General features: G+C 56.6%; 13 protein-coding genes, 1 pseudogene and 1 riboswitch. Of the genes and pseudogenes, 10 read left to right on the forward strand and 4 right to left on the reverse strand.

What is annotated here, in order from left to right:
* Positions 1-282 precede the first annotated feature (282 nt).
* The gene (locus MKZ35_RS12845) at positions 283-2,022 is read left to right on the forward strand and encodes an APC family permease (RefSeq protein ID WP_482513669.1); all 1,740 of its coding nucleotides are present in this window, start codon (positions 283-285) and stop codon (positions 2,020-2,022) included.
* Between the two features lie 177 nt (positions 2,023-2,199).
* Here the strand turns inward: MKZ35_RS12845 and MKZ35_RS12850 are convergent, their stop codons facing one another.
* On the reverse strand, positions 2,200-4,698 hold the full coding sequence (locus MKZ35_RS12850; RefSeq protein ID WP_482513670.1) for a TonB-dependent receptor: 2,499 nt from the start codon (positions 4,696-4,698) through the stop codon (positions 2,200-2,202).
* Between the two features lie 60 nt (positions 4,699-4,758).
* A riboswitch (TPP riboswitch) is annotated at positions 4,759-4,880 on the reverse strand.
* Between the two features lie 223 nt (positions 4,881-5,103).
* Between MKZ35_RS12850 and MKZ35_RS12855 the strand changes: the two genes are divergently transcribed.
* Positions 5,104-5,325, forward strand: a complete 222-nt coding sequence (locus tag MKZ35_RS12855) for a hypothetical protein (RefSeq protein WP_482513671.1) — start codon at positions 5,104-5,106, stop codon at positions 5,323-5,325.
* 115 nt (positions 5,326-5,440) lie between these two features.
* Here MKZ35_RS12855 and MKZ35_RS12860 read toward each other — a convergent pair whose 3' ends face one another.
* Genes MKZ35_RS12860 through pnuC form a run of 3 tightly spaced genes read right to left on the reverse strand, consistent with a single transcriptional unit; the run spans position 5,441 to position 7,457 of the window.
* Complete coding sequence (locus MKZ35_RS12860) at positions 5,441-6,319, reverse strand: aldose 1-epimerase family protein (RefSeq protein ID WP_482513672.1); 879 nt, start codon at positions 6,317-6,319, stop codon at positions 5,441-5,443.
* The gene (locus tag MKZ35_RS12865) at positions 6,316-6,843 is read right to left on the reverse strand and encodes an AAA family ATPase (protein ID WP_482513673.1); all 528 of its coding nucleotides are present in this window, start codon (positions 6,841-6,843) and stop codon (positions 6,316-6,318) included. The genes MKZ35_RS12860 and MKZ35_RS12865 overlap by 4 nt, the downstream gene beginning before the upstream one ends.
* Positions 6,843-7,457: a nicotinamide riboside transporter PnuC gene (gene pnuC / locus MKZ35_RS12870; RefSeq protein ID WP_482513674.1), complete on the reverse strand. Its 615-nt coding sequence runs from the start codon at positions 7,455-7,457 to the stop codon at positions 6,843-6,845. Before pnuC ends, MKZ35_RS12865 begins: the two co-directional genes overlap by 1 nt.
* 80 nt (positions 7,458-7,537) lie before the next feature.
* On the opposite strand from pnuC, the gene MKZ35_RS12875 reads away from it, so the two are divergent.
* The 8 genes and pseudogenes from MKZ35_RS12875 (at position 7,538) to MKZ35_RS12910 (ending at position 15,641) form a co-directional block, all read left to right on the forward strand.
* Complete coding sequence (locus MKZ35_RS12875; protein WP_482513675.1) at positions 7,538-7,861, forward strand: rhodanese-like domain-containing protein; 324 nt, start codon at positions 7,538-7,540, stop codon at positions 7,859-7,861.
* A 314-nt stretch (positions 7,862-8,175) separates the two neighbouring features.
* Complete coding sequence (gene hrpB / locus MKZ35_RS12880; RefSeq protein WP_482513676.1) at positions 8,176-9,462, forward strand: ATP-dependent helicase HrpB; 1,287 nt, start codon at positions 8,176-8,178, stop codon at positions 9,460-9,462.
* A gap of 155 nt (positions 9,463-9,617) precedes the next feature.
* Positions 9,618-10,714, forward strand: a pseudogene (locus tag MKZ35_RS12885) (ATP-dependent helicase C-terminal domain-containing protein).
* Positions 10,715-10,935: 221 nt separating this feature from the next.
* A complete protein-coding gene (gene guaB / locus MKZ35_RS12890) occupies positions 10,936-12,408 on the forward strand; it encodes an IMP dehydrogenase (protein ID WP_482513677.1) in 1,473 nt (490 codons plus the stop codon).
* Positions 12,409-12,896: 488 nt separating this feature from the next.
* Positions 12,897-14,597 carry a PP2C family protein-serine/threonine phosphatase gene (locus tag MKZ35_RS12895; protein WP_482513678.1) on the forward strand — a complete coding sequence of 567 codons (1,701 nt, stop codon included), beginning with the start codon at positions 12,897-12,899 and terminating at the stop codon, positions 14,595-14,597.
* The gene (locus tag MKZ35_RS12900; RefSeq protein ID WP_482514745.1) at positions 14,557-14,862 is read left to right on the forward strand and encodes a PP2C family protein-serine/threonine phosphatase; all 306 of its coding nucleotides are present in this window, start codon (positions 14,557-14,559) and stop codon (positions 14,860-14,862) included. The genes MKZ35_RS12895 and MKZ35_RS12900 overlap by 41 nt, the downstream gene beginning before the upstream one ends.
* 14 nt (positions 14,863-14,876) lie before the next feature.
* Positions 14,877-15,206 carry an STAS domain-containing protein gene (locus MKZ35_RS12905; RefSeq protein ID WP_482513679.1) on the forward strand — a complete coding sequence of 110 codons (330 nt, stop codon included), beginning with the start codon at positions 14,877-14,879 and terminating at the stop codon, positions 15,204-15,206.
* 21 nt (positions 15,207-15,227) lie between these two features.
* Positions 15,228-15,641, forward strand: coding sequence for an ATP-binding protein (locus MKZ35_RS12910; RefSeq protein ID WP_482513680.1), 414 nt, complete (start codon positions 15,228-15,230; stop codon positions 15,639-15,641).
* Positions 15,642-15,797: the final 156 nt, after the last annotated feature.

Raw genomic sequence — 15,797 nt, forward strand, 5'->3', positions numbered from 1 at the left:
TTTGAATGGGGTGGGTAGGAGTTCAAAGATAAGGGTTTCGACCAGGAGAACCGGCTTGTCCTGTGCTTGGTTCGCGGGTGGGCCGGGAGTTTATAGTCGAGGTTTTTTGACCGAATGACTACCTAAAAATACCCCCCAACGTATCGACATCAATCCAAGCCCGTTGGATAGACGCTTCCTATTCGCCTACCTTAGCCAAAATGCCCCCCAGCGGCGGCTTAGCTGCTCCTTAGCTAAGCCAGCTGCGGTTCGTCGTTTCTGAAGCCCGCCTTACCTTGTTTTATGAGTCACGAGAAGAAACTCAATGAATTGGAAGCCACTGCCATTTGCGGCAATGATATTTCCTCTTCCTGCCTGTATGTATCGGCGTTAGCCATTGCCTACGCCGGGCAATACGCCTGGATTGCCCTGCTCATGGTGGGCGCCGTGCTGTTCCTGTTTCGGAAGATATACGGCGAAGTGGTGGGCGCGCTCCCGCTCAATGGCGGTGCCTATAATGTGCTGTTGAATACTACCAGTAAGCGCAACGCGGCGCTGGCGGCCTGCCTGACGATTCTTTCCTACATGGCTACCGCCGTTATTTCGGCCAGCGAAGCCATGCACTATCTGCACACGCTCTGGCATGGCCTGCCCATTATCTGGGCTACGCTGGGCTTGCTGGGGCTGTTTCTGGTACTCACTATTCTGGGCATCTCGGAGTCGGCGAAGGTGGCGGTGGCCATTTTTCTGGTGCACCTTATCTCGCTCACCTTGCTGGTCGGCAGTGCCATCTGGTACTTAACAACCCACGGTACTGAGGCGCTAACCGCCAATTTCAGTCTACCCGTAAAAGGCGGTAGCGTCGCAAATGCGTTGTTTTTCGGGTTTAGCGCGGCTATGCTGGGCATTTCGGGCTTTGAAAGCTCCGCCAACTTTGTAGAGGAGCAGGCTCGGGGCGTATTTAGCAAAACCCTGCGCAATATGTGGCTGGTGGTGAGCTTCTTCAACCCGGCCATTGCCTTTTTGGCCATAGCGGCCCTACCCATGGGCGAGGTTGGGGAGCATACCGAAACGCTGTTATCCCATTTGGGCAATACCACCGGCGGCGCCTGGCTCGGCACGCTGATTTCGGTAGACGCGGTGGCGGTGCTCAGCGGGGCGGTGCTCACCTCCTTTGTGGGCGTAAGCGGCCTGATGAAGCGCATGGCTTTAGATCGGATTCTGCCCCAATTCTTCCTGAAGGAAAACAAGCGCAAGAGCAACTATATCATTCTTATCACCTTCTTCCTGCTGTGCGTATCGGTGCTGCTGATCACAAATGGTCAGTTGGGGCCACTGTCGGGCGTGTATACCATTTCGTTTTTGGCCGTAATGGCATTTTTTGCGCTGGGCAACTTTCTGCTCAAGCGGAAGCGACCCAAACTACCGCGGCCGGTATATGCGGGCATATTTACCGTGACTTTGGCGCTGATCAGCATTTTGTTAGCCTTGTACGGCAATATCAAAATTCACCCCGACTACCTTATTGTATTTCTGCAGTACTTCCTGCCGGCCATGGTGGTGATTTACGTCATGCTGAACCGCATCGGCATTCTGAATCTGATTTTGGCCGCCGCCAACTCGTTTGCTGAGCAATCGCCTCGCTTTTCGCGGCTCCTTCGCCTCAAGCTACGGCATATGATGCGGGAATTGCACCAACAGGAATTTGTGTTTTTTACGAAGGGCGACAATGTTTCAAACCTTAATAAGGTGATGGCTTACGTAGTGGAAAACGAGTTTACGACCAAGCTAAAAATCGTGACCTTGCTCCGACCCGGCGAAACATACCCGCAGGATTTGCTCACCGACATCCACGTACTGGATCGGGCCTACGAGCAGATCGAAGTTGATTTTGTAACCTTAGAAGGCAAATTTGGTCCTGAGCTGATTGATAAGCTCTCGCAGGAGTGGGAAATACCGAAGAACTTCATGTTCATTGGCTCGCCCGGCGACCAGTTTCCCTATCACATTTCCGAGCTAGGCGGTGTGCGGCTGATTATTTGAATCGCGGATTTTGCCGATTAGTCGGATTTATCGGATTTTGGTGACGATTTATAACTCATGAAAAAGCCCCCCAGAATAGTTCTGGGGGGCTTTTTTGCTTAATAGAAGCGGCGTGTTTAATACAAAGTAATCGTCACCAAAATCCGATAAATCCGACTAATCGGTAAAATCCGCGATTCAGAACTTAAGCCCCACCGAAACCAGGAAGTTGCGGGTAGCCTGCGGGTAATACCAGTTGAAGGTTTCCTGCTGCCCGCTGGCGCCAATGTAGCCGTAGGTGTAGCCGTTGGCCACGTACTCGCGGTTGAGCAGGTTATTTACCAGCAGTGCCAGCTCGATTTCCTTCATAAACGTGGGACGAATAGTGTAGCGCGCCCGGAAATCGAGCACTTGGTAGGGCTGAATGCTCCGGGCCTCGCTGGCAGAGTTGTCGAGGTACTGGCGGCTCACGGTTTTGTAGAGCAAGGCGAGGCGCAAGCCTGGCAGCGGCTGGCCCTCCAGCGTGTGGGCCGACACGGCGGATGGCGAATAAGAAATAGTGGTGGTACGTCCTTCCGCGGCAACTACGGGGGTGAACTCCTCGTCGTAGGAAACGTCGCGGTAATCCAGAATGCGGTTGCGGCTGAGGGTAAGCGTGCTGCTCAAGCTGATTTTATCATCAGCCGATACAAAGCCAGTCAGTTCTACGCCGGTGCGGTAGCTTCGGGCTACGTTCGTGCGCAGGGCCGTGCCTACGTCGTTCAGCTGGCCGGTGGCTACCAGCTGGTTGCGGTAGTTCATGTAGAAGTAGTTAGCCTCGAAGCGCAGGTCGGTGCGCGGCGTGAGCAGCTGGAGGTCTGACAGATTGAGGCGGTAGCCGGCTTCGAAGTCTTCGAGGCGCTCGGCTTTGGCGCTTTGGTCGCCGGCGGGACGGTCGGTGAAGTCGGCGCGCACGGGTTCGCGCTGGCCCACGGCGAAGCTGGCGTAAAGCTTCTGCCCTTCAGCCAGAGAGAAAGTAGCGCCGGCTTTAGGGTTGAAAAAAGTATAGTCGGCGCGGGTAGTAACGTCGTTCTGGTCGTCTTCCACCCCATTAATAGCGTAGTCGATGCGGCGCAGCTGCAAGTCGCCGTACACGCCGAGCCGGGGCAGCACCTGCCAGGTGGCGCGGGCGTAGGTGTTGTAGTCCGATTTGGTGGCCTCGTTGAAGTAGTAGCGCTGGCGAATGTTGCTGGTAGAGGCGTATCGCGCCCAGATGATTTCGCCGTAGTGGTCGTTGTCGAAGCGGTTGACGGCCCCGCCGAGCGTCGCCTCAAACTTATCGTTATTCTTGGGCTGGTAGTTCAGCGCGAAGGTGCCGCCGTAGAAATAGTTATCCAGCCATTTGCGGTCAACCAGGTCGGTACGGGTAATGGTTTGGTTGCCCAGCACTACGTTGGGAAGGTTATAAGCCGAAAACCGTCGGTTGGCGCGGAAGCTTTCGTAGTAGCCAAAGCCGCGCGTAAGATGCAGGGCCGCCCCGATATTCCAATCCTGGCCCAGGCCCTGAGAAAGATGGAGCTGGTAGTGGTTTTGCTGGTAATTATCGGTTTGGTTGTCGTAGGTGTAGTAGCTGTAGCGGCGGCCTTCCTGCAATACCCGCTCAGCATCGGCGGTCGAGAGCTCCCCGTTGTCGACGTAGGTTTGCAGCAGGTCGCGGTTGCCGGTAAGGGCCGGCTCGGGCACCCCATTCCAGGCCTGATAGGTTTTCTCACGGCCCGAAAAGGTGATGAACTTCACCAGCGTATTCTTGGCCTGGTAGCCAGCCGCCAGGTAGTACGATTTCAGATCCGACTCGGCGCGTTTCATATAGCCGTCGGTGGCAATGCGCGAGAGGCGGCCATCAATAGTAAAATGCCCCCCAAGCAGCCCCGTACCAAACTGCACGTTGTTTTTCCAGGTGTTGAAGGAGCCGTAGGCATTCTGGGTTTCGGCGTAGGCTTCGCGGCGCACGTCGAGGGTGGAAATGTTGATGCTAGCCCCGAAGGCCGCGCCTCCGTTCTGGCTGGTGCCCACGCCACGCTGCACCTGCAGGCTGCTCACCGACGAGGCCAGATCGGGCAGATTCACCAAAAACGCCCCCCGCGACTCCGGATCGTTCAGCGGCACTCCGTTGATGGTCATGTTGATGCCCGTGTTGCTCGTGCCCCGGATGCGGATGTCGGTATAGCCCACGCCCGCCCCCGCGTCGGAGGTCACGACGACGGAAGGCGTCTGGTCGAGCAGGTAAGGCAAGTCCTGGGCGAAGTTGCGCTTATCCAGGTCTTCGCGGTCGAGGTTGGAGTAAGCCGTGGCCGTGCGGTCATTGGCGCGGGAGGCCGTGACGAGTACTTCCGAAGTGAGGCTACTGGCCGTTTGCAGGGCCACGGACGGCACCTGTTGGGGCTCCGCCTGCCCTGTTATTCTTACCGTAGCCGGGCTGAAGCCAATGGCGGTGAATCGCAGCGTGTGGGAGCCGGTTGGCACGGCCGGCAGCTGAAAGGAGCCATCAGCGGCAGTAGCGCCGACTGCCAGACCATCGAGGTAAACGGTGGCGCCCGGTACGGGCTGGTTGCCGGTGGCGTCGTTAGGCGCCAACAGGCTGCCGGACACGGGGCCCTGCGCCCATGCCGCGCCGGTTAGCGCCAAGAGCGTCACGCCGGTCAATACGTACTTTTTCAAGAATGACAAAAATGGAAAAGTGGAACGAACCGCTCTCCAGGGGTCGGAGGACCGGTTTTTACGTTCGTGGACCGTTTGTTCCCTTCGCCGGCATTACCCGGATCAGGTTCAATGGGTATAATCTCAGCCCCGCTGCCGGCAACATGACCGGTTAAGTTGGTGGGGCACCCCTAAACTTCGCTGCAAAGCTACAACCGGTGCTTTACACTTCCTACCGATGCGGCCTGGCCTTTACTTTCCGTTAAAAACTCTGTAACTTAGAGAAGGCTCTAACCGGCCCGGAAAAATTGTGGCGTCCGAAAACAACTCCACCCCCGGCCCCGTTAACTATATCGGAGCCTATGATATTCTTACCGCGTTGAACTCCAGTCTTTACCCGCCATGATCAGCCTTGTTTATACGCTCGTGGTTCTTGCCATCCTCGCCTATTTCATGGTCGTGCCCCGGCGTCGGTTCCAGCGGCCGCCCTCCCCCGACAATGATGATGAGGGCGGCGAGCCCCTCGATGACGGCCTACCCGATCTGGATTTGCCCCCCGGCATCACGCGCCCTATCAACGACTGGGAACCCGACTACAACCGTCGGCCTACTTCCCCGAGTCGTCCTACCGCGCCGCTCCTTTCGTAGCGGTAGTTAAGCAAGAAAGGCCCCCACGGCCCGCTCCCCCGCTGTCATCGTGGCTGACACAGCAATCTGGAGCAGGCCGTGGGGGCTTTTTCGTGCAACCTGAACTGCGGTTCAGTTATTCCACCGTAATACTGTATTCGGTGGCAAATGTCTGACTGGGGGGCAAATTCAGGATACCTTCTTTGTCTGCCAGCTCCTGCGGCCCGCCTGCCGTGCTGGCCACTCCCTGCCAGGGCTCCACGCACACGAAAGGCGCGCCCGGTCCTTTAGTCCAGAGACCTAAATAAGGAAACCCGTCGAAGCGCAGGCGCACGGCGCGCTCCGATGTGCGGCTTCGTAAGGTGAGATGGGTAAAATCGAATTTCTTCAGAACCAGCGCATCGTCGGCAAACAGCTCGTAGGTTAGCGGCAACTCCGTTTGGTTATCCAGCACCGGCTCCGTCTGGCCCGTGAGTAGGCCGCCAGTAAGCAAATGCCGCTCAAAGCTGACGGCATGATCGAACTCAAAATAGTAGTCCTCGAATTGCTCGTCGGGCAGTAACGGACACCGAAACGCCGGGTGCGCCCCAATGCTGAACAGCAATTCCTGCTCCGCCGCTGGGTTATGCACCTGCCAATTTACCAACAGTGTGTTGCCCCGCAGGCGGTAGCGAATGATCAGCTCAAAATCGAACGGATACAACGCGTGCGAGGCTTCATTGGCCTTCAGGCTAAAGATAAGCTCGTCGCTGGTTTGGCTGAGAAGGGCAAACTGCTGGTCGCGGGCGAAACCATGCTGGGGCAGTTTGTACTCCTTGCCTTCATGTAAGTAGGTATCCTGTGGCAAGCGGCCGACAATAGGAAAGAGCACCGGCGCATGCCGCGCCCACACCGCCGGATCGGCCTGCCAGATGTACTCCAACTCATTGAAATCTTTACGGATAAAGCTACTTAGCTCGGCCCCGTAAGAGCTCACAGTCACGCAGCACTGGTCGTTTTCGAGAGAAAAAGTCATGAAGAAAGAGTTTGATTTTTTAGGACATCCACTGCCTTACGCGCTTGCTCAAATCGTTGGCTACTTGTCCCGCTTATTTCGACATAATTAGCGCCCATCTTCCGCAGTTCACTCAAGTATAAATCATAAAAATACTGCCGCCGGTGCGGGTGTTCGCGCAGGGAGTCAAACTCCCAGGGCAAGTCAATGCCGGGGAGTAACACCAGGTCGTAGCGCTGCCGCTCCAAGTGGCGCTGAATCCAGGCCGGGCACTGCCCAAACGCGTCTTCCGCCCATATTTTAATCACCAACAGGTCGGTGTCGAAGAACACGATTTCGTGGGCCGTAGCCACTGCCGCAGCTTCGGCAGCAAGCTGGCCGTGGGCGATTTGCTCTAAATCCTGTAGCGTGTAGCTGGGGCCGTTTTCTTCCAAATACTGGCGGGCATATTCGGGGGCCCAAGTCGTCTTATAGTGCTCAGCCAACAGGCGGCTCAGCGTGGACTTTCCCGTTGACTCGGGGCCGGTAATAGCGACGCGCAGCATCAGGCAGCTTGGGGCTGAAGGGTGGCCCGTAGCAGGCGACGCCACTCCAGGTAGCCGTAGGCAGCCAGCACCAGGTACACCGCGTACAGCCCGGCCGTTAAATAAAGCTCCCGGTGCCAGTACAGACCAATATAGGCCACATCGACCACCAGCCAGAGTATCCAGTTCTCGATTTTTTTGCGCGTCAGCAGCACTTGGGCCACCAAGCTAATAGCGGTAGTGGAGCTATCCCAGTACGGAATGGCGGCATCGGTGTATTGGCTCAAGCCATAACCCACACCCGCCGCGTAAGCCACGCCTATGGCGCTCAGCCACGTCCATTGCCGCGCCGTGGCCCGCGTCACGGGCAGCTCCTGGGCCTGCGGACCACCGTACAGCCATTGGTACCAGCCATAAAATGCCAGCGCAATAAATACGCCTTGCAAGGCCATGTCGGAGTACAGCCGCGCCTCCCAGAATACGATAACGTAGAGGGCGCAGCTGACCAGCGCGGTGGGGAAGTTCCAGATGGAATTGCGGGCGGCCAGCCATACGCAGGCGATGCCCGTGACTACGCCGGCCAGCTCTATGGGGCTGCTGGCCAGCAACCCCGACCACAAATCAGATAAGGCCACGCGCTATTCTTTAGGCAGGAGGAAAGGCCGAAGGTAGCAAGGCTTCCCTTATTTTTGCCCCCCAACTCTATTCTCACGCTATGCTCCCCGAACTGACGCCCCAAGATCTGCAAGCCCGCCTGGCGCGCGGCGAATCCCTGCAACTCGTGGACGTGCGCGAGCCGGAGGAGTATGAATACTGCCACATAGCGGGCAGTTTGCTGCTGCCTTTGGGCGAACTACCGCAGCACGTAGAGGAGTTGGCCACCGACCGGCCGGTAGTGCTTATCTGCCACCATGGGGTGCGCTCGGCTCAGGCCCTGGGCTATCTGCAACACCGCCACGGCCTGACAAACCTGCTGAACCTGCGCGGCGGCATTCACGCCTGGAGTGTACAGGTAGATCCTTCGGTGGCTATTTATTAGAGGCGGTGCTTAATGAGGAATAAAGAATCGGGGACGGCAGGCGGTCAGCTCCCCTCCTTAGTAAGGAGGGGACGGTTTGGCGAAGCCAAAGCTGGGGTGGTGCTACTGGAGGGGCTCGTTGTTTAGCTGAACGATAAGCAGCCAAACAATGGATAGCTGGTATTGGAGGGCTTTTTTAAAATGACTTACTAAACAACATCGGCAACGACCTAACCACCCCAGCCGCACCTTCGGCGCGGCATCTCCTCCTTGGTAAGGAGGGGAGCTGACCGCCTCCCATCCTCAGTTTCTCATTTCTCAAGCAACCTATCCATTTGCAACTGCCTGATCTGCCTATTCGCGCGGCCCTGCCGGAGCTGCTGGCCACGCTTGGCGCTATGACTTGTGCCGTATTGCAGGCCCCGCCGGGCGCGGGCAAGACGACCCTGGTGCCATTGGCGTTACTGAATGCGCCCTGGATGCCGCCCACCGGGCGCATCATTGTGCTCGAACCGCGGCGACTGGCGGCGCGGGCGGCGGCGGCGCGCATGGCGCAGCTTCTGGGTGAGCCAGTGGGGCAAACAGTAGGATATCGGGTACGACTGGAAAGCCGGGTTTCGGCCAAAACCCGCATTGAAGTCGCTACGGAGGTTATCCTGACGCGCATGCTGCAGGATGATCCGGCCCTGGAAGGCGTAGCGGCCGTGCTGTTCGATGAGTTTCACGAGCGGAGCGTGCAGGCCGATTTGGGCCTGGCGCTGGCCCTGGATGCCCAAGCCGTACTGCGCCCAGATTTGCGGATTCTTATTATGAGCGCCACGCTGGAAGCCGAGCGCTTGGGCACCTGGCTCGGGGCTCCGGTGGTACGAAGCGCGGGCCTGCAACACCCGGTCAGCACGCAATATTTGTCCCCCAGCCGGGCAGCGGCGGCCGGCAACCGACCCACGGAACGGCTGACGGCCCTGGTGCCAACGGCCATTCGCGAAGCCCTGGCCCAGCATCCGCTCGGCGACGTGCTGGTGTTTTTGCCCGGTCTGGCTGACCAGCGCCGCGTGGCGGAGCGCCTGGCCGGCACGCTGGCACCTGTTGTTGATGTGCACGTTTTGCATGGCGAATTGCCCGCCGAGCAGCAGGATGCGGCTCTTCGGCCTGCCCCCACGGGGCGGCGCAAAATCGTGCTGGCCACCAGCATCGCCGAAACCAGCCTGACTATTGAAGGTGTGCGGGTGGTGATAGACGGAGGTTATGCCAGGGTGCCCCACTTTGAGCCGCGCACGGGCTTAAGCACGCTGCAAACCGTGCCCGTAAGTAAGGCTGCGGCCGACCAGCGCCGCGGCCGTGCCGGCCGTCTGGGTCCGGGAACCTGTGTGCGCCTCTGGACTGAAGCCGAGCACGCGGAGCATCCGGCACATTTGCCCCCCGAAATCCTTACCGCCGACTTGAGCAGTCTGGCCCTGGAACTGGCGCTTTGGGGAACCTATGATCCGGCCGCGTTGCGCTGGCTCGATGCACCACCGGCTGCGGCTCTAGCGCAGGCCCGCGATTTGCTGGTCAGGTTGGGAGCCATTTTGCCCCCGGTCCTCCCACGCCGCATGGCCGTGCTTTGGCTGGCCTGGGCTTAGTGCCCCGTTTAGGGCATCTGGTATTGCGGGGCAAAGAAGCGGGGCACGGCTCCACAGCCTGCGCCTTAGCCGCGTTGCTTACTGAGCGCGACTTACTGCGCCCTGCCGACAGCACCCCCGCCCCACCCGATTTGCGCCTGCGCCTTGAAGCCTTAATGACCGGCCGCGCTCCTCTGCCCGGTTTAGTGCCCGATAATGGAGCCTTGCATCGGGTGCGGGAGGCTGCTGCCGTGCTTCGAAACCGGGCTGCTGTTCCCAACTCTCTCATCGAGCCGGATGCGGCCGGGCTATTAGCTGCCTTAGCTTACCCCGACCGCCTTGCCCAGCGCGAAACGCCCGAGCGCGTCCGCCTCGTAACTGGTCAGCGCGCCGTATTGCCCGCTGAGCATTTCAGCCAGGAAGCCGTGTTTTTTGCTGTGGCTCACTTAGATGGCAATGCCGCCGCGCCGCGTGCCGTACTGGCCGCCCCCTTAGACCGAGCCGAGTTGGAACAACATTTTCCCGAGCTTATTACCAGTGAAGAGGAAGTACGCTGGGATGATGCGGCCGGGCGGGTAATAGCCCGTCGTCTGCGTCGCTTGGGCGCGTTAATTCTCACCGATCAGGCACTTTCTCAACCTGATCCATCGGCGGTAGAAGAAGCGCTGCTGAATGGGTTACGCCGCCAGGGCATTCAGCGCTTACCTTGGACCGAGGAAGCCCAACATCTGCGCGAACGGCTGGCTTTCTTACAGCAGGCAAGTCCTGCGGAGTGGCCCGATGTATCGGATGCGGCTTTGCTTCTGCACTTAACCGAGTGGCTGGGGCCTTTTCTTACCGGCCTGCGCTCCCTCACGGAGGTAAACCGGCTGGACTTAAATGAGGTGCTGTCGAGCTGGCTGCCCGGTGGCTGGTCCCAGCGCCAAGAGATGGACCGCCTAGCGCCTGCCCACGTTGTGGTGCCTACCGGCTCGCGCATTCGTGTTGATTACTCCAACCCCGCAGCCCCCGCGCTAGCCGTGCGTTTACAGGAGGTTTTTGGGCTGCTGGATACTCCACGAGTGGCTGGGGGCAAATTCCGCTTACCATGCACCTGCTTTCGCCCGGCTACCGGCCAGTACAGGTCACGCGGGATTTGCGCAGCTTCTGGGCCACAGGCTACTTTGAAGTGCGCAAGGATATGCGCGGACGTTATCCGAAGCACTACTGGCCCGATAATCCGCTGGAAGCGGAACCGATGCGGGGCACGCGCCGGCAGAATGGCCTGAAGTAAGGCGGCACACCTCGTTCCGTACCGCTTGGCTAGGACTGTCTGGGCCTTCGCTCAAGCTGGAATTGGTGGGGGCAACTCTTGAAAAAATACGCCTAGCAATGGCCACTTTGGTGGGTTCCTTCACCATTTAATAATGAGAAGATTCTCAATCTCAATGACGTAACCCAACTTTTCGTCGTAGCTTTACCCGGCAATAAGAGTCACCTAATCTTCTTGTTGCCATGGCTGACCAATCTGCCAAAATTGCCTTCGAGGCCCTTACCTACGACGACGTTCTGCTGCTACCTGCCTATTCGGAGGTATTGCCCCGCGACGCCGACACCAGCTCCCAACTTACCCGGAATATCCGCCTGAACCTGCCCTTCGTGTCGGCAGCTATGGATACCGTTACCGAGTATGAGCTGGCTATTACGATGGCTCAGGAGGGCGGCATCGGAATCATTCATAAGAACATGAGCATCAAGGCCCAGGCCGAGCAGGTGCGCCGGGTGAAGCGCTCAGAAAGCGGGATGATTCTGGACCCGTTTACGCTGTCCGAAACCGCTACTCTCGGCGACGCCAAGCAACTCATGCGCCAGCATAAGATTGGCGGTATCCCGATCATCGACGAGCAACGGCATCTTAAAGGCATCCTGACTAACCGCGACTTGCGTTTCGAAAAGGACATGGAGCGCTCCGTGGCCGAGGTAATGACCCGCGAGAACCTGATAACGGCGGCTACCGGCACCGACATGGCGCAGGCGGAGGACTTGTTGCAGGAGTTTAAAGTCGAAAAACTGCCCGTCGTGGATGAGCAAGGCCGCCTTACCGGCCTCATTACTTACAAAGACATTCGCAAACGCCGCCGCACGCCGCGCGCCTGCAAGGACCTGTTTGGTCGCCTGCGCGTAGGTGCCGCCGTAGGCGTAACCCCCGATCTGCTGGAGCGCATAGAAGCTCTGGTGCAATCCGGAGTCGATGTAGTGAGTGTAGACACGGCCCATGGCCATTCCAAAGGCGTATTAGATGCCGTTCGCAGCATCAAACAACACTATCCCGACCTGGAAGTAATTGCCGGCAACGTAGCTACCGCCGAGGGTGCCCGCGCCCTAGCTGATGCCGGCGCCGACGCGGTGAAAGTAGGCGTAGGACCCGGTTCTATCTGCACTACCCGCATTATCGCGGGTATCGGAGTGCCGCAGCTTACAGCTGTAATTGAGGCCGCGCGTGGCTTGGAAGGCACCGGCGTACCACTTATTGCCGATGGGGGCGTGAAGTTTTCGGGCGACGCGGTAAAGGCCTTAGCCGGTGGCGCCTCCTCCGTCATGATTGGCTCTATGCTGGCGGGCACCGAGGAAGCCCCCGGGGAGGTTACCATTTACGAAGGCCGCAAGTTCAAGACCTATCGGGGAATGGGCTCGGTGGAAGCCATGGAAGACGGCTCCAAAGACCGCTACTTCCAGTCCTCAGAGGATGATGTAAAGAAGCTCGTACCGGAGGGTATCGTCGGCCGTGTGCCGTTTAAGGGCGGCGTAAGTGAGGTGCTTTACCAGTTGGCCGGTGGTTTGCGGGCCGGCATGGGCTACTGCGGGGCTCCTACCATAGCCGTATTGCAGGAGGCTCGTATGGTACGCATCACAGGTGCTGGCTTGCGTGAAAGCCATCCGCACGACGTACAAATCACGAGTGAGTCGCCGAACTACAGCAGCCGCTAAACCCAAACGATGTTATTAAATTATACTGTGCCCCTCGCACTTCAGTGGGGGGCATTTTCATGGTCGCTTAGTCTACTATCGGATGCGGCCGACTACCTGATCCGCCCTCATATCTGTACTAAAAAAGCTTTGGCAAGTACGTAGCCAAAACTCTTTTAGAGCGTGCTGTCTACTGTACATAATTTACTCATTCAGATTTAGGTTACTCTAGTTCAAAACCATCGTGTCCTGAGTAGTTGCAGTGAGTAAGGAAGAAGATGCTCAACTTTATTTTATTTAAGGCTTTATCTTGCTGAAGATTTCTGCTTTCACCTGTTTTTTCTCACTTGCGCGAAATTTGTACTTAATTTCTCTCTATGCCCTCTAGCCAGAGGCTAACAGCCACGCTATTACCCCTTACGATGCTAAGCTGGGTCGTGCTGCTGGTTAGTACGCTTCTTCGCGCTAGCCCGCCGTCAACGGCTTCTCTGCCAGTTCCGCCTGATTGGGTGACATTAGTTGCCCAAGCCGTTTTTGCAGTGGGTGTATTCGTGTACTACCGCCTCCAGCCCGACCCATTGCGGGGCACCGATTTTATAGGATTATTTCGTCGGTTGGTGCTCGGACCAGGTGTACTAGCCAGCATTTGTGTGGCGCTTCACCTACTGGAACGCTTCATACAGTACCAGCTGCCAAGCAGTAACCGCACCTTTTTTGCGGTCATTTACACGATTAATCTAGGGCTGTTTATTTTATTCCTAGCCAGCACTACCTACACATGGCGGTCCTTAGTGCTGTTTCGCTCTTCGGCAAGGTTACGCCGCGAGTGGGAGCTTTTTGAGATTTTACTAGGTAGTACGCTGCTTTTTCGGCTGATGGGCTGGCAGCTGCCTACTCTGGTATCGCTGCTGATTATTGGGGGGTTAGCCATTTTTGGCGTGTACCTGAGCGGCAACCAGAAATGGGTGGCATATCTGAACCGGCGGCAGAAGTGGGAGGTAATATTTATGCAACTGGCTATCCTGCTGTGCATGACCATTTTTGTGGCCTACTTCGTGCGGATTCAATACGACCCCAAGCTGCTAGCTCCCGAATCTCAGCATGCTTTCTTACTGCTCACAGTGTTCTTCGCGGCTTTCTTTGCCGTGATGGGGCTATTTGTTACGTTCTTTAATTTGCCTACGGCGGGCGTCTTTGAGCAGAAGCGGGAGGAAATACTGAGTTTGCAGCGCCTCACGCAGCTTATTCAGCGTGGTCAGACGGAAGAAGACGTGTACAGCATGCTCTTCGATGCTACCGTACAAACCGTGGAAGCCGATGCTGCCTGGCTCGATGTAGAAGCAAGCGACGAGGCCTATAAAGGCCAGCGCTACCATATTACGGAGGAGCAATGCACGGCCATTCGGGGGCTGCTGGCCGATTATAACCTGGGGCACATCGAATACCTGAACAATGACCTGCCGAATAGCAGCGGCTTTCGCAGTTTGGGCCTGCCTTTTGGTTCGCTTATCGTGATGCCTTTACGCTCCGCGAAGCGCCAGTACGGAGCTTTGTATATGCTGAAGACCCAGCCGCAGGGCTTCGACCGTGAGAATTTGGGCATTCTGCAAACTTTCACCAGTCAGACGATTCTTAGCATTGAGAACCTACAATTGTTAGCGGCTTCTATTCAGAATGAGCGCGTGCAGGAGGAGCTTAAAATTGCTTCCACTGTGCAGGAAAGCTTGATTCCAAAAGATTTGCCCATTGACAACTGGTTTGAAATCAGCTCGCATGCGCTAGCCGCCAAGGAAGTAGGGGGCGATTTTTATGACTTTCTACACTTGCCGGGTCAGCGCCTCGCTATTCTTATTGGTGATGTGTCGGGTAAGGGCATTACGGCGGCTTTTCACATGGCCCAGATGAAAGGTATTTTTCACGCTTTGATGCAGGAGAACCCACTGGCCCGCAATGAGCGCGAGAAGTTTCCGGTGCCCAGCAAGTTTATGGCCATGGCCAATAAGGCCTTGGTCCACTGCCTCGAAAAGTCGTCTTTTATTACAGCATCTCTATATATAATAGACTATGAGAACCGTGGCTTCGTTTTTGCACGGGCCGGCCATTGTCATACCTTATATTATCATTCCATCAAAGGAGGAAGTATCCTACTTCCACACGGCGGGCCTAGGACTGGGTATTATTCGCCACGACTCCTACGAGAAACATATTAAGAACCAGTTCTACGATTACAACCCCGGCGACGTAATGGTAATCTACACGGATGGCATTGTGGAGGCGCGGGGGGCAAATAAGGAAGAATACGGTGAGGAGCGCCTGCAACAGATGCTAGAGCGCACGTATTACCTGGAGGCTGATGAAATCAAAAATATGATTCTGGAAGACCTGGCTGAATTCAGCCGTGGCCAACCAATGCACGACGACCAGACCTTGCTAGTTATCAAGTTCCGGGCGTCCCAACCAGAACCAACCGTCTGACGTAGATGGCTTCTATGAAAATCACACAGCAAATTACCGCGCATACGCTCACGCTCAGCCTCGACGGCGAGTTGGATGCTAGCTCTTCTGTGATTCTTGACACAGAGCTAACTAAGCCCGAAATCCTGAATTATCAGAAAGTATTAATTGATTGCCAGCGCTTGAACTACATTTCTTCTGCGGGCCTTGGCGTATTCATTTCTCACTTACAGCGCTTCCAGGATGCCAATGTCAAGCTGGTATTTTTCAACATGCAGGAAAAGGTGCACAACGTATTTGAGATTCTGGGGTTAGATACGCTGATGACCATCGTGCCTTCCGAATCGGAGGCTACTGCTATTTAAGTTTGACAGCATAAAGAGGGGATGAAGAACGTAATTCGCATAAGTTGTAGCCGGGACAACCTGAAAATAGTGCGCGACTTCGTGAGCGCCTATCTGTCCGTTTATCACTTGTCCGAATTGCACGTCAATCAGATTGTGCTGGCTGTTGATGAGGTCGTAGCTAATCTGATCATTCACGCCAACGCAGAGAACGAATCGCAGTATCTGCAACTCAAGCTCGCCATGGAAGACCACATGTTCGGCGTCGAGATAGAGGATGACAGCAAGGAATCTTACCAGCCGTTGAGCTTTCGGGAGCCCGATTTGCTGGAACATATCCGCACGGGTAAGAAGGGCGGCGTAGGCATGGCACTGGTCAACCGCATCATGGACCGCGTGGAGTTTTCTTCCTCCGGCAACCACAATGTTTGTCGGCTCTACAAGAAAGTGGTGTAGCCCAACGTTCTGATTTTTAAAAGCCCCCCAGTACCTTGGGGGGCTTTTTTGTACACGCTCAGTTTGATAAGGCGCTGCGTTAGGCCGAAAAAATCCGTAAAATTGCATCTGGCAACGACTCGGCCTTCAGGGTCATAGCAGAGTTATTGTTTGTGT

The organism is Hymenobacter sp. R533113, from assembly GCF_056835965.1.

Bases quoted from the DNA above. Each gene is read 5' to 3' on its own strand.
- MKZ35_RS12865 (WP_482513673.1), bottom strand. From the start codon at position 6,843: ATGCTGCGCGTCGCTATTACCGGCCCCGAGTCAACGGGAAAGTCCACG.
- MKZ35_RS12875 (WP_482513675.1), top strand. From the start codon at position 7,538: ATGCTCCCCGAACTGACGCCCCAAGATCTGCAAGCCCGCCTGGCGCGC.
- MKZ35_RS12910 (WP_482513680.1), top strand. From the start codon at position 15,228: ATGAAGAACGTAATTCGCATAAGTTGTAGCCGGGACAACCTGAAAATA.
- MKZ35_RS12845 (WP_482513669.1), top strand. From the start codon at position 283: ATGAGTCACGAGAAGAAACTCAATGAATTGGAAGCCACTGCCATTTGC.
- MKZ35_RS12860 (WP_482513672.1), bottom strand. From the start codon at position 6,319: ATGACTTTTTCTCTCGAAAACGACCAGTGCTGCGTGACTGTGAGCTCT.
- guaB (WP_482513677.1), top strand. From the start codon at position 10,936: ATGGCTGACCAATCTGCCAAAATTGCCTTCGAGGCCCTTACCTACGAC.
- MKZ35_RS12905 (WP_482513679.1), top strand. From the start codon at position 14,877: ATGAAAATCACACAGCAAATTACCGCGCATACGCTCACGCTCAGCCTC.